A 13,887-nucleotide genomic window follows, 5' to 3' on the forward strand; every position below is an offset into this window, starting at 1 on the left:
GACGAGGCGATTCACCCGGGTCCGGTCTCGGCAGCTCCGCCACCATCTGTGTAGCAGGGGCCAACCGTCCGTCGAACGGATTTCACGATTCGGTCAAATTCGGCTCGCGCGGAAGAGGTTTCGTCTTCGCGCGGACCGCCGGACCGCCCCACCGCCGGACCGCCCGACCGAGGTGTCCGGTGGGACTCAGTCGGCGGCGCTTCCGGTCGGCGCCGGGTCGTCCCGCAGGCCGTGGCAGTACTCCTCGACGTGTTCCGCGCCGCCGGCCGCGACCACCAGCTCCTCGAAGGCCGGCGTACGCAGCGCCTTCTCCCGCTGCCGTTCCGACTTGGCCAGATAGGCCCGACAGAGGCCCGCACGGTCCGTGGTGTTGTCCGAGTTTCCGGGGCCGACGTTCCCGCTGGCCCCCGGGCTCGGCGTCGCCGAGGCGCCCGGTGGCCGCACCGACGTGCTCGGCGACAGCGCAGGTGGGGAGGTCGGGGCTGCGGTGGCCGCACCGGTGGGCACGGCCTCCCCGGGAGGGGTCGCGTCGATGGTGGGTGCCGGCGCGGCGGGGCTGGTGACAACCGGCGGCAGGGCCGGACCGGAGCCGTCCAGGCCGGCCGCTGCCAGGGCGACGCCCGCAGTGGCGGTGACCGCCAGCCCGGCGACCCAGGCCACCACGCCGACAGTGAACCGGCGCCGTCGTCGCCGGGGCGTCGACCCCGCCGTCCCAGGTTGGCGGGCGGCGCGGAACGCCGCGACGGCAGCCTCCTCGCCGGCCAGTTCCCGCTCCCGCGCCGGACCGGCAGCGGCCCGCAACAGGTCGGCGAGCGGGCCGGTCGGAGCCGGCGCCGTCCGCGTGGGTCGGGCGTGCGGTGCGGCGTCCAGTAGCCGCTCGTGGTCGCCGCGTCGCGACCGGCTCAGCATCACTCGCAGTCCGCGCATGTCAGCCGTCCACCGGTTCGGTCTGCGGCGGCAGGCCGGCTCGTCGCTGGGCCCGGATGTCGGCCCCGGTCGGGACGTCGTCGGGTGCGGTGCTCGCAGCTCGCTGGTCCAGCAGCACGGCCAGCCGGCGCAGGCCACGGTGGGCGGCGGTACGCACCGCGCCGGCCCGACGGCCGAGCACCCGCCCGGCGGTCTCGGCATCGAGCCCGATCACGGCGCGCAGCAGGACCGCCTCGGCCTCCCGGGGCGGCAGGCTGGCGATCATCGCGAGCGCGGCCTCGGTGCCGAGACTCTCGCCCGCCCGTTCGGCGGTGTCCGCATCCCCGGCCAACTCGCTGAGTTCCTGCACGGGCACTGACAAGGCGGGGCGGCGACGCTGCCGGCGCAGGTGGTCCATGGCCCGGTTCCTGGCGATGGTGACGGCCCAGGCACGAAACTCGCCGCCGGTGAAGGTGGGCAGGTCGCGGGCCACCTGCAGCCAGGTCTCCGACGCGACGTCCTCGGCGTCCGCACCGACCAGGGCGGTCAGGTAGCGCAGCAGCCCGGGCTGAAGGTTGCGGTAGAGGTGACGGAAGGCGTCCTCGTCACCGGCGCGGGCGGCCGTCACCAACGGGTCCAGTTCACCGGTCACGGTCGCACCGCCGACCCACCGGCCACTCTCGGGAGGCCCACCGAGTGGCGGCGCGCGTCGACTCGGCCCACTCCGCGTCCCGGACCTCGCTCCGCACCCCACCCCCGTTGACCTGAACGAACCGGGCTCGTGCGGCCCGGTAGCGGATTCTCGCCGACAACGTCGAGGACCACAACCTGACCACGCGCCAGTCGCAGCCGACCGGGGTCGCGCTGACGTTCGAAGCGCCGATGCCGCCGGACAGGGTATGCCGGGCACACCCGCAGTGAGAATTGTCTACCTGCGCAACCGCGGTTCGCCGTAACGCGGCGAGGGTCCGAAACGCTACGGACAGTCGCACCGGACCCACACCGACGACAATGTGGCGCCCTGTGCCGCCCTGGTCACCCTGGGACGTCCTTGGTCCGCGGTCGTCGGCTCCGCCGATTCGGACACCGGGCCGACCATCGGCACGGCCCGACCCGCCGACGCGCCGTTCGGGCCCGCTGTGGGTACGGTAATGCCGTGTTGTCTTCGGAGGTCGTACTCAGCGGTCGGTACCGCTTGGACGAGCGTGTCGCCACGGGCGGCATGGGCGACGTCTGGCGGGCGACCGACCTGATCCTCGGACGGCAGGTCGCGGTCAAGGTACTGCTGCCCTCGCTCGTCTCCGACCCCGATTTCATCGCCCGGTTCCGCGCCGAGGCGCGGATCATGGCGGCGCTGCGGCACCCGGGAATCGTGCAGGTCTACGACTGTGGTGAGGACGATCTGCCCGACGGCGGCCGGGCCGACTACCTGGTCATGGAGTTCGTCACCGGTCAGCCGCTGTCCAAGCGGATCGAGGCCGAGGGCCGCCTGGACGTCGGCCTGACCATGTCGGTGGTGGCACAGGCGGCCCAGGCGTTGCACGCCGCGCACGTCGGCGGGATCGTGCACCGCGACGTCAAACCGAGCAACCTGCTGATCCAGGAGGACGGCACGGTCGTCCTGGTCGACTTCGGCGTGGCCCGTTCGACGAACGTCACCAGCATCACCAGCACGAACGCCGTGCCGGGCACCGCGCTGTACATGGCTCCCGAGCAGGCCGCCGGGCGGCCGGTCTCGGGTGCGACGGACCTGTACGCGCTCGGTGCCGTCGCCTACTGCTGCCTGACCGGCAGTCCGCCGTTCACCGGCGACAACCCGCTCCAGGTCGCCGTCCGGCATCTCGACGACCCACCACCGGAACTGCCCCACGACATCCCGGAAGCGGTGCGGGTACTTGTCGATCGGGCCCTGGCCAAGGATCCGGTCGACCGGTTCAGCAGTGCGGCGGCGATGGCGGAGGCGGCACGGGCAGCCGTCTCCGAGGGCTCCCTGCCCACCACGGTGGTCCCGGCGGCCACGGCACTGCGCGACGCCGGGCCGGAGACGCGCACCGGACTGCCGGTGATCGACGCACCGCCGCCGGGCCGTCGGCGTCGCGGCAAGCTGGTGGGCGCGCTGACCGCCGTGCTGGTCGGGATGACGGCGCTCGGCGCGGCGCTCGGCGCCACCCAGGAGGCGAACACCCCGGCGGTCAAGCTGCCGACCACCGCACCGACGGTGGAGTCCACCGACGAGGAAGCGGCGCCACCGAGCCCGCAGGAGAGCGCACCGGCGCAGGCGCCGTCGCTGCGTCCGGCCGGTTCGACCACCCAGCCGACCGAGTCTCCGTCGCCCGAGCCGTCCTCGCCGCAGCCCAGCGAGTCGAGCGGACCCGCGTCGCCGGAGCCGACCGCGTCCAGCCCCGATCCGGAGCCGACGGATACGCCCAGCAGCCCGGCGTCGTCGACACCCACCACGCCGTCCACGCCCACCACGCCGCCGGACGGTGAGCCGCCGGGCACCGGCGAGGGCGAGAGCGGCTGACCTCACCGGCCCCAAATCGCCGAAACGGACGTACGGCACCACACTGCGCTCTAGGCTCCTCACCAGCAGTTATCTCCTACTGTTCGGGAGTTCGGGTGAGCGTGGAGAAGTTGGTCGTCGTCGGCCAGGGTTACGTCGGTCTGCCGTTGGCGATGCAGGCCGTCGAGGCCGGTCTGGACGTGGTCGGTCTCGACGTCGACGCCGACCGGATCAAGCGCCTCGCCTCGGGCGAGTCGTTCGTGTCGGACATTCCCGCCGACCGGCTCGGCCGTGCGCTGGCCAGCGGTCGGTACCGCCCGAGCACCGAGTACGCCGATGCCAAGGACTTCGACATCTGCGTCATCACCGTGCCCACTCCGCTTCGTGACGGCACCCCCGACCTGAGCTTCGTGGAGCAGGCCGGTACGGGGATCGGACCGTACCTGCGGCCCGGCTGCACGGTGGTCCTGGAATCGACCACCTACCCCGGCACCACCGAGGAGTTGCTGCGCCCGCTGTTGGAGGCGGCCAGCGGGCTGCGCAGCCCCGGGGACTTCCACCTCGGGTACAGCCCCGAGCGGATCGACCCGGGCAACCCGACCTGGCGGCTGGCCAACACCCCGAAGGTGGTTTCCGGGGTGGACGCCGCCGCGCTGACCCGGATCGACTCGTTCTACCGGCGCCTCGTGGAGCGGACGGTGCCGGTGGACTCGACCCGGGTCGCCGAGCTGACCAAACTCATCGAGAACACCTTCCGGCAGGTCAACATAGCCCTGGTCAACGAGCTGACGATGCTCTCGCACCAGTTGGACATCGACGTGTGGCAGGCCATCGAGGCGGCCGAGACGAAGCCGTTCGGATTCATGCCGTTCCGGCCCGGTCCCGGCGTCGGCGGGCACTGCCTGCCGATCGACCCCTGCTACCTCTCCTGGCAGGTCAAGCGCCGCCTCGGCCGGCAGTTCCGGTTCATCGAGCTGGCCAACGACGTCAACCACGAGATGCCCGAACACGTGGCGCAGCGGGTGATGGCCGGGCTGAACCGCTCCGGCCGGGCGGTCAAGGACGCCCGGCTGCTGCTGCTCGGGCTGGCGTACAAGCGCAACACCGGTGACATGCGCGACTCGCCGGCCGTCGAGGTCGCCCGCCGGCTGCGGGAACTCGGCGCCGAGGTCCGGGCGGTCGAGCCGTACGCCGAGGCGCACCACCTGCCCGCCGGGGTGCTGACGGTGAGCCTGACCGAACGCGAGCTGCGCGAGGCCGACGGTGTCGTGGTGGTCACCGACCACGACGTGTTCGACTACGACCTCGTGGTCCGGCACGCCCGATACGTCTTCGACACCCGCAACCGCTGCGTCGGCCCCACCGTGGAACGCCTCTGATCAGCGGTCCGCGAGTGCCTCGACGACGGGCAGCGCCAGGGCCCGGCGGGCCGGCAGCACCGACGCGACAAGCGCCGCCAACACCGCGATCCCGAGGATGCCGCCGAGCTGTCCCCACGGCACGACGAGGGTAAACTCGCCGGCGATCCGGGACAGCATGGCCATCGCCGAGGCGGCGACCCCGGTGCCGAGGGCGACGCCGAGCACCGCGCCGACAAGCGCGGTGAGCACCGCCTCGACGGCCAGCATGCCCCGCATCCGCCCACGGGTCAGACCGACCGCCCGCAGCACCGCGTTCTCCCGGGTGCGTTCCACCACCGACAGGCTCAGCGTGTTCGCCACCCCGACCAACGCGATCACCACCGCCAGGCCGAGCAGTGCCACCACGAACGCCAGCAGCATGTCCACCGTGCCGGTGAGCATCCGTTTGTACGCCGCCTGGTCCATCAGGTTGACCGTCGGGTAGTCGACCAGGACCGCCTCGATCGCGGCCCGCGCCGCAGTGGCGGACACCCCCGCCGCCGGGTCGACCTCCGCCAGGTAGCCCCGCTCGTCGGGGAAGAGCCGGGTGAAGTCGGCGTCGTCCAGTTCGACGACGTGACCCTCCGGTACCCGCCCGTTGTCGGCCTCGGACCCGATGCCGACAACCACCGCCGCCACCTCGAACGAGCGTCCGTACAGGGTCACCGTCTCCCCCGCCGACCAACCGCGCCGCCCGGCCAGCTCCCGATGCACCAGCAGCCGACCCGGTCCGAACCGGTCGAGCTGCCCGGTGAGCACCCGGTCGACCCGGTGACCGACCAGCGCCGGGGCGGCGGCACGGAACTCGACGTCGGCGACCACGTGCGTACGCGACTCGTGCACCGTGCCCAGCTCCGGACGGTCGGCCAGCGCGTCGACGACCCCGGCGGGCAGCTCCACCCCGATCCCGGTCACCACGAAGTCCACTCCCACCTCGGCGTCGACACTGCGCTCGATGGCCGCCTTGGTGCTCTGCGCGCCCACCACGAAGGAGGAGACCAGGCCGATCCCGATCACCAGCGCGGTGGCGGTCGCGGCGAGCCGTCGCGGATTGCGGACCGCGTTGGCCACGGCGAGGGAGCTGGTCCTGCCGAAGATCCTGCGGGCCGGGACGCCGAACAGCCGCACCAACGCCGGCACCAGCACCGGACCGAACAGGACCAGGCCGAGGAAGCTGAGCATCCCGCCCAGAGCCACCAGCACGACCTGCCCCGCCGAGGCCGCGCCGACCAGTGCCGCCACCCCACAGGCGAGGACGATCGCGCCGAGCGCCAGGCGTACCCGGCCGGCGGGGCGGGCGACCTGGACGGCGGCGTCGGTCAACGCGGCCACCGGGGCGATCCGGGTGCCCTGCCAGGCCGGTACGAGTGCCGCGCCGACCGTCAGGGCCGTTCCGGCGGCGAGGCAGCCCAGCACGGTGCCGACGGTGAGGGTCGGCTCGCCGTGCAACGGGGTGTCCAGCCGCGCCATCAACAGGTGGAGGCCGGCCGCCAGCCCGGCGCCGAGCCCCACGCCGAGGGTCGAGGCGGCGAGCCCGACCGCGACCGACTCCAGCAGCGTGGCCCGGAACACCTGCTCCCGGGTGGCACCGACCAGGCGCAGCAGTGCGGTCCGCCGAGTGCGCTGGGCGAGCACGATCGTGAACGTGTTGGCGATGACGAAGGCGGCGACCACCACGGCCACCCCGGCGAAGGTGAGCAGCACCATGTTGAACTGGCGCAGGTCGCGAACCTCCTCGGTCACGGCGGCGTCGAGGATCTCCTGTCGGGTGCGTACGGTGGTGTCCGCGCCGACCGCCTCGGCTATCCGCTCGGCGAGCAACCGATCGGTCGTACCCGACTCGGCCGCCACCATGATCCGGTCGTAGCCGCCGCGGTCGCTCGCGGCCAGGGCGTCGGCACCCACCAGACCGATGTACGGACCACCGACGTCACGCGCAGTACCCGCCACGTCGACCGTGCCCACCAGGGTGTACGGGCGGGCCGCGCCGCTTGCGCCGCCGACGCGTACCGGCGCGCCGAGGTCGAACCCCTGCGCCGTGACGGTCCGCTGGTCGAGCACCACCTCGCCGGTGCGGGCGGGCAGGCGGCCGGCCACCACGTCGTACGACTGAAGGGCGGGATCGGTGGGGATCGCGGCGAGGACCCCGTAGCCGAGCACCGGACGGCCGTCGGAGCCGACCAGCCCGCCGGTGCCGGTCAGCTCGCCCTCGGCGGCGCGTACCCCGTCGACCGCGCGCACCCGCTCAACCAGGGACGCGTCGATCACCTCGTCCCGGTAGACACCGACGTCGGTGTGTCGGTCGAAGGTGCCGGCCCGGTCGTACGCGCCGGCCCGCATCCCGTCCACGAAGATCAACGTGCCGGCGATGAAGGCCACCCCGAGGACGACGGCGAGGGTGGACAGCAGCATGCGCGCCGCCTCGGCGCGCAACGATCGCAGGGTCAGCCGGATCATGTCAGCGCCCCTCGACCGGGGCCGCGCCGTCGGTGTCCAGACGACCGAGCACGTCGAGGACTCGCTCGGCGGTCGGCTCGGCCAGTTCCCGGACGAGCCGACCGTCGGCGAGGAAGACCACCCGATCGGCGTGGGCGGCGGCGACCGGGTCGTGGGTCACCATCACCACGGTCTGCCCGAGGGTGTCGACCGCCTCGCGCAGCAGCCGCAGCACCTCGGCCCCGGCACGGGAGTCCAGGTTGCCCGTCGGCTCGTCGGCGAAGATCACGCACGGTTTGGTGATCAGTGCCCGGGCCACCGCGACGCGCTGCTGCTGGCCACCGGAGAGTTCGGCCGGACGGTGCCGCAGCCGGTCGGTCAGCCCCACCGCCGCGACCACCTGCCGCAGCCAGGCCGGGTCCGGCCGCCGTCCGGCGATGTCCAACGGCAAGGTGATGTTCTCCTCCGCGCGCAGCGCCGGCAGCAGGTTGAACTTCTGGAACACGAAGCCGATCCGGTCGCGGCGCAGCAGGGTCAGCCGGCGGTCGTCGAGGCGGCCCAACTCGGTGTCGCCCACGCGTACCGTTCCGGCGGTGGGGCGGTCCAGGCCGGCCAGGCAGTGCATCAGGGTCGACTTGCCGGAGCCGGAGGCGCCCATGATGGCCGTGAAGCGGCCGGCGACGAAGTCGACGTCGAGGTCGTCGAGGGCGACGACGGCAGCCTGGCCGGTGCCGTACTGCTTGCGCAGGCTCCGGGCGGTGACGGCGACACCGGCGGTGACGTGGATGGGTGGTGCTATCGACACGTGCTGCTCCGTGGGACGGTGGATGTCGGACGTCCCTGACGCTATGGAGACCACCGGCCTGTCGAGATCAACCCGGACGCTCGACCTCGGTACGCCTCAGGTCGTCGGGCACCGGGCACACCCGTACGCCTCAGGTCGTACGCGGGCCCTCAGCGCCCGGGGTGACCAGGCCGCTCTCGTACGCCAGCACCACCGCCTGCACCCGGTCGCGGAGCTGGAGCTTGGCCAGGATCCGGCCGACGTGGGTCTTCACCGTCGCCTCGGCGACGTGTAGCCGGGCGGCGATCTCCGCGTTGGCCAGACCCTGCGCGACCAGCAGCAGGATCTCCCGTTCCCGGTCGGTGAGCTGGGCCAGCCGGGGGTCCTCGGTGGGCCCGCTGCCGAGCTGTCCGGCGAACCGGTCGAGCAGCCGGCGGGTGATCGACGGGGCGACCACCGAGTCGCCGCCGGCGACGACCCGGATCGCGGTGAGCAGTTCCTCCGGAGGAACGTTCTTGAGCAGGAAACCGCTGGCTCCCGCGCGCAGCGCGGCGAACGCGTCCGCTTCGGTGTCGAAGGTGGTCAGCACCAGCACTCTCGGTCCTCCGGCCGGCCGGCTGGCGCAGAGCCGCCGGGTGGCCTCCACACCGTCCATCGTCGGCATCCGGATGTCCATCACCACCACGTCCGCCGGGACGCGGTCGAGTACCCGCAGCGCGTCCGCGCCGTCGATCGCCTCGCCCACCACCTCAAGATCGGGCTGGGAGTCCAGCACCATCCGGAAGCCGGCTCGCACGAGCGCCTGGTCGTCCACGATCACCACCCGGATCGTCATGCCGCGAGCACCTCCGAGCCCGGGGACGACGGCAGCGGCAGCCACGCCCGTACCTGCCAGCCACCGGCCAGTCGGGCACCGGCGGTGATGGTGCCGTCGTACACCGAGACCCGTTCGCGCATGCCGACAAGTCCGTGACCGCCCGGCGGCGTCGGGGTGAGCGGTGGCTGGCCGCGACCGTCGTCCACCACGACGAGCGTGACGCCGTCGGCGGCGTGCTCCAGAGTTATCTCCACGCTCGCGCCCACCCCGGCGTGCTTGAGCACGTTCGTCAACGCCTCCTGCGCCAACCGGTGCACGGTCAGCTCCAACGCCGGCGGCAGCGGGACGGGCCCGCCGGTGACCGCGTAGCGCACCCGCAAGCCGGCCTCGCGGAAGCGGTCGAGCAGGGCGGGCAACTCGGCCACCGAGGGCCGGCGGTGGACGGGTTCGGCCAGATCGGGCACCGGCCGTACGGGTGGCCCGGGCACCGGCTCCGCGGGGTCCGGCTCGCGCAGCACACCCACCAGCCGGCGCATGTCCTCAAGTGCCTGCCGGCCGGTGTCCGCCACGATCTTGAGCGCGTCCCGGGAGGTCTCGGGACTCTGGTCGATCACGTAACGGGCCCCGTCCGCCTGAACGATCATGACGGCCATGCTGTGCGCCACGACGTCGTGCAGTTCGCGGGCGATCCGGGTGCGTTCCTCCGCCACCGCCGCCCGCGCCTCGGCCTCCCGCTCCCGTTCGAGGGTGGCCGCCCGTTCCTCCAGGCTGAGCACGTACTGCCGGCGGGTGCGGACGTTGAGCGCCGCCAGCCAGACCGCACCGGTGATCAGGGTGTAGTAGATGGCGGTGTAGTACCAGGGGGCCGGCAGCGGATGCCGCACGGCGGCGAAGACCGCGCCGAGCACGGCCACCCCGCCGGCGATGACCCCGTCGCGCAGCCGCTCGGCATACTTGACCACGCCGTAGAGGGCGATCAGGACCGCGACGTCGTAGAGCATCGGCGCCCACCCGAGGGCGACCTGGACGAAGGCCAGCACCGCCACCACGACGGTCACCGACACCGGGCGGACGCGGCGGAACAGCAGCGCCAGCGCCATCGCGACACCGATGGAACTGGACCACCAGCCGCCCGGCTGCACCGGCCCGCCGGCCACGCTTACCAGGGCCACCAGGCCGGCAAGGGCAACGTCGAAGGCGACCGCGGGCAACCGCCGGCCGAAGATCATCGCATTCATCGTGCACCCAGCGTACGAGGCGTCCCGGCGACGGACGCGAAAGGTGCTCCCGGCCTCCCGGAGTGGGATCGGGTCAGGACGGCAGCAGGTCGCGCATCCGGGCGATCTCGACGGACTGCTCGCTGGCCACGGAGGTGGCGAACTGCTCCACGGTCAGGTCGACCCCCACCTTCAGCACGTCGGTCGCCATCACCACGGCGCCCTCGTGGTGGTCGGTCATCATCCGCACGAAGAGACGGTCGAACTCGGCGCCCCGGGCGGCCGCGAGCCGGCGCATCGCCTCGGCCGACTGCATGCCGCGCATCGTGGCGTGGTCGTGCCCGTCGACACCGGCGGAGAGGCCCCGCGCGGTCAGCCAGGCCCGCAGCACGCCGATCTCCGGCCCCTGGCTGGCCCGGATCCGGTCGGCGAGGGCACGCACCTGCGGCTCGGTGGACCGGTCGGTGGCCAGCGCGGCCATCTCCAGCGCCTGCTCGTGGTGCGGGATCATCATCCGGACGAACCAGGTGTCCAGCCCGTTGTAGCGCGGCGGCGCGTCGTCGCGGACCTCGTCGGCGGGGCGTTCGACGGCTTCCTCACCCGGACGACCCGGCACGATGACAGGTGGCACGGAGGCGTCCGCCGGGGCCGGCGCGGGGCTGGCGGCGGAGGGCGCGGTGGCGGCTGCCGGGGCCGGATCGTCCGATGCGGAGACACCCCGCAACGCGAAGGCTCCGGCGGCCAGCGCCACGGCAACCGATGTGACGGCGGCGAGTAGTCGTCCGCGTCGGGCGGTCATGCCGCACCTCCTCTGGGTCGAGGTCGCTGCGATCGTAACCATTCACATTGGACGTGAAATGTGAGCTGAATCACATCGATGAATCTCATCTACGAGTAGGGTACGGCCAACGTCACTACCCTCTCGAAGGGCATCGCCGATGGTCGGATCGACCCTGCCACGGGGGCGGCAACTGCGCATCGTCAGTGTGGCCGCCACCGGGCTCCTCCTCGCCAGCATCGCCGTTGCCTCGCCCGGCAACGCACAGACGGTCTCGTCGGCGGCCAGCGAGTCCGCCGCTGCCGTCCAGGCACCGCTCGGTGTCGACGAGATTGCCAGCAGCCCCAACCTCAAACTGATCGCCAATCTGCCGAAGCAGGCGCCGTTCAACACCACCGCGGCGCTCGGCACCGACATCGCCTTCCAGGGCAGGTACGCCTTCGTCGGCAACTACGACGGCTTCGTCATCTACGACGTGTCCAAGCCGAGCAGACCGACGATCGTCTCGCAGGTGCTCTGCCCGGGCGCGCAGAACGACGTCTCCGTCTACGGTGACCTGCTCTTCCTGTCGACGGACTCGTCCCGCAACGACGACTCGTGCAGCAGCACCTCCCAGTCCGCCACGATCAAGGAATCGTGGGAGGGCATCAAGATCTTCGACATCAGTCACAAGGCCAGCCCGCGGTACATCAAGGCGGTCGAGACGGCCTGCGGCTCGCACACCCACACGCTGGTACCGGCGAAGGACCGGAAGTCGGTCTACCTGTACGTCTCCTCGTACAGCCCGAATGGCGCCTTCCCGGACTGCCAGCCGCCGCACGACTCGATCAGCATCGTCAAGGTGCCGCTGAAGAAGCCGACCGACGCGGCCGTGGTCGCCACGCCGAACCTCTTCCCCGACGGCGGCTACGAGGGTCGCACCGGCGGCTCGGCGACCTCCGGCTGCCACGACATCACCGCCTACCCGTCCAAGGACCTCGCCGCCGGTGCCTGCATGGGTGACGGGGTGCTGCTGGACATCAGCAAGCGGGAGGCGCCCCGGGTACTGCACACCGTGCGGGACACCACCAACTTCGCGTTCTGGCACTCGGCCACCTTCAACAACCGCGGCACCAAGGTCGTCTTCACCGACGAACTGGGCGGTGGCGGCGGCGCCACCTGCAACGAGGCCGTGGGCCCGGAGCGCGGCGCCAACGCCATCTACGACATCACCGGTCGGGGTGACGCGCGCGAGCTGGAGTTCCGCAGCTACTACAAGATCCCGCGGACCAACGGCGACACCGAGAACTGCGTGGCCCACAACGGCTCGCTCATCCCGGTGCTCGGCAAGGACATCATGGTCCAGGCCTGGTACCAGGGCGGCGTCTCGGTGTGGGACTTCACCAACTCCCGCAAGCCCAAGGAGATCGGCTACTGGGAGCGCGGCCCGCTGTCGGACAGCCAGCTCATCATCGGCGGCTCCTGGTCGGCCTACTACTACAACGGGCACATCTACTCCTCCGACATCCAGAAGGGGCTCGACGTGCTCGAGCTCAAGGACTGGCGGACGTGGACGGCCAAGCTGGCCTACTTCCGCGAGCTGAACGTGCAAACCCAGCCCAGCTACCTGAGCTGGTAGGACAGGCACACCGACCGGGCCCGGTCGCCCCCGCGCGGGGGTGGCCGGGCCCGGTCCGTTCAGCACCGCGTCCACCAGCCGCAACAGCGGTCACGTTTTCTCCCGCCCGTCCCGGGTACCTCGTCCGGCACGCAGGGAAGGGGTGGGAGATGACGCGCAACGAGTACCACGTGGTGCCCGACGGCACCGGCTGGAAGGTCGAGCAGGGCAGCACCGTCGTCGGGACGTACGACACGAAGCAGCGGGCGGTCGAGGTCGGGCGCGAGACGGCGCACGGCAACGAGCCCAGCCAGCTCGTCGTGCACACCGCCGACGGGAAGATCGAGACCGAGTACACCTACCAGGACGACCCGTACCCGCCTGCCGGCTGAGCGGGCCACACCGGCGGCGGCCTGCCGACACCATCCACTCCGGGTGCGGTCGGCAGGCCGCCGTCGTGGCTCCGCCGTCACCGCCGGCCGTGCCCGCCGTCACCGCCTCGGGCCGGGCAACGGTGACGTCGCCGCACCCGGCCCACCCCCGATCGACGGCGGGCGACTGGCGGACGGCCGGTCGCCGCCCGGTTCAGGCCCGACGCACCGGTAGCTGCAGCTCGGTGACCCCCTTGTCGGCCTCCTCCGGCCAGTACTCCACGTAGAACTCGCGCGCGTAGCCGTCCGGCCGCCAGTCGTTCTCCTCGATCCAGCGGGCCAGCACCTGCATGCTGCGGTCGGCCGTGTCCATCGGGCCGTGGTGGATCGTCGTCGCCGCCGTGATCGCCGGCAGCTCCACCACGGCGACGCCACCGGTCGCCGTTCCGCTTTCGATCCCCACCCCGGCATGTACGACGACGCTCTCACCGTCGGCGGCCTGGTCGTACCAGGCCACCGACGGTCCGACCGGGTTCACCCCGGCCTCCTCCAGCCGGCGGAACAGCTCCGGGTAGAGCGGCGTCAGTACCGGACCGATGTCCGCGGGCTCGTAGCTGCGGGCGACGGCACTCAGCTCCGCGACCCGGATCGGCGGCACCTGCTTGAGCACGACATCCTGGTTGGTCATCCGACCCTCCGTCTCGATCATGTGGAGCCTCGCCTCGACGCTCGACAGCCGCGCCGTGTCCGCCGCCAACTGGGCCGCCAACTGGGCCCGGCGCAGCCGGAGCATGCCCCGCAGCTCACCGAGGTCGACGGTCTCGTCGAGGATCGCCCGCACCTGGGCCAGGGTCAGCCCGAGGTCCTTCAGCGCGATCACCCGGTTGAGCCGACCCAACTGGGCGGCGGTGTAGTAGCGGTAGCCGCTGTGCGGATCGACGGCGGCCGGCGGTAGCAGCCCGAGGCTGTCGTAGTGCCGCAGCATCCGTACCGACACGCGGCCCAGGGTGGCGAAGTCTCCGATGGTCAACATGGCACCTCCACGGTCGGCGCTGACACCGTGTCAGAGTCAAGCCTG

The 13,887-nt window shown here is 72.1% G+C and carries 12 protein-coding genes; 4 read left to right on the forward strand and 8 right to left on the reverse strand.

Annotated elements, in window-relative coordinates; all coding sequences use genetic code 11:
- Positions 1 to 186: 186 nt before the first annotated feature.
- Positions 187 to 927: a hypothetical protein gene (locus O3597_RS13460; protein ID WP_210935930.1), complete on the reverse strand. Its 741-nt coding sequence runs from the start codon at positions 925 to 927 to the stop codon at positions 187 to 189.
- A 1-nt stretch (position 928) separates the two neighbouring features.
- Positions 929 to 1,558, reverse strand: a complete 630-nt coding sequence (locus O3597_RS13465; RefSeq protein ID WP_281604353.1) for an RNA polymerase sigma factor — start codon at positions 1,556 to 1,558, stop codon at positions 929 to 931.
- A 504-nt stretch (positions 1,559 to 2,062) separates the two neighbouring features.
- On the opposite strand from O3597_RS13465, the gene O3597_RS13470 reads away from it, so the two are divergent.
- The gene (locus tag O3597_RS13470) at positions 2,063 to 3,430 is read left to right on the forward strand and encodes a serine/threonine-protein kinase (RefSeq protein WP_281604354.1); all 1,368 of its coding nucleotides are present in this window, start codon (positions 2,063 to 2,065) and stop codon (positions 3,428 to 3,430) included.
- A 95-nt stretch (positions 3,431 to 3,525) separates the two neighbouring features.
- A complete protein-coding gene (locus O3597_RS13475; RefSeq protein WP_281604355.1) occupies positions 3,526 to 4,788 on the forward strand; it encodes a nucleotide sugar dehydrogenase in 1,263 nt (420 codons plus the stop codon).
- On the opposite strand, the gene O3597_RS13480 is transcribed toward O3597_RS13475, so the two are convergent.
- From O3597_RS13480 to O3597_RS13500, 5 genes are all read right to left on the reverse strand, one after another.
- On the reverse strand, positions 4,789 to 7,266 hold the full coding sequence (locus O3597_RS13480) for an ABC transporter permease (protein ID WP_281604356.1): 2,478 nt from the start codon (positions 7,264 to 7,266) through the stop codon (positions 4,789 to 4,791).
- A 1-nt stretch (position 7,267) separates the two neighbouring features.
- Positions 7,268 to 8,050, reverse strand: coding sequence for an ABC transporter ATP-binding protein (locus O3597_RS13485; protein ID WP_281604357.1), 783 nt, complete (start codon positions 8,048 to 8,050; stop codon positions 7,268 to 7,270).
- Positions 8,051 to 8,180: 130 nt separating this feature from the next.
- Complete coding sequence (locus O3597_RS13490) at positions 8,181 to 8,864, reverse strand: response regulator transcription factor (RefSeq protein ID WP_281604358.1); 684 nt, start codon at positions 8,862 to 8,864, stop codon at positions 8,181 to 8,183.
- Positions 8,861 to 10,084, reverse strand: coding sequence for a histidine kinase (locus O3597_RS13495; RefSeq protein ID WP_281604359.1), 1,224 nt, complete (start codon positions 10,082 to 10,084; stop codon positions 8,861 to 8,863). The genes O3597_RS13490 and O3597_RS13495 overlap by 4 nt, the downstream gene beginning before the upstream one ends.
- A 73-nt stretch (positions 10,085 to 10,157) precedes the next feature.
- Positions 10,158 to 10,862: a DUF305 domain-containing protein gene (locus O3597_RS13500; protein ID WP_281604360.1), complete on the reverse strand. Its 705-nt coding sequence runs from the start codon at positions 10,860 to 10,862 to the stop codon at positions 10,158 to 10,160.
- A gap of 139 nt (positions 10,863 to 11,001) precedes the next feature.
- On the opposite strand from O3597_RS13500, the gene O3597_RS13505 reads away from it, so the two are divergent.
- Both O3597_RS13505 and O3597_RS13510 read left to right on the forward strand, forming a co-directional pair.
- Complete coding sequence (locus O3597_RS13505; protein WP_281604361.1) at positions 11,002 to 12,459, forward strand: hypothetical protein; 1,458 nt, start codon at positions 11,002 to 11,004, stop codon at positions 12,457 to 12,459.
- 149 nt (positions 12,460 to 12,608) lie between these two features.
- On the forward strand, positions 12,609 to 12,830 hold the full coding sequence (locus O3597_RS13510; RefSeq protein ID WP_164447321.1) for a DUF2188 domain-containing protein: 222 nt from the start codon (positions 12,609 to 12,611) through the stop codon (positions 12,828 to 12,830).
- A gap of 193 nt (positions 12,831 to 13,023) precedes the next feature.
- On the opposite strand, the gene O3597_RS13515 is transcribed toward O3597_RS13510, so the two are convergent.
- Positions 13,024 to 13,842 carry a MerR family transcriptional regulator gene (locus tag O3597_RS13515; RefSeq protein ID WP_164447322.1) on the reverse strand — a complete coding sequence of 273 codons (819 nt, stop codon included), beginning with the start codon at positions 13,840 to 13,842 and terminating at the stop codon, positions 13,024 to 13,026.
- Positions 13,843 to 13,887: the final 45 nt, after the last annotated feature.

The sequence above is a fragment of the Verrucosispora sp. WMMA2044 genome (genome assembly GCF_027497155.1).
GTDB lineage: Bacteria > Actinomycetota > Actinomycetes > Mycobacteriales > Micromonosporaceae > Micromonospora > Micromonospora palythoicola.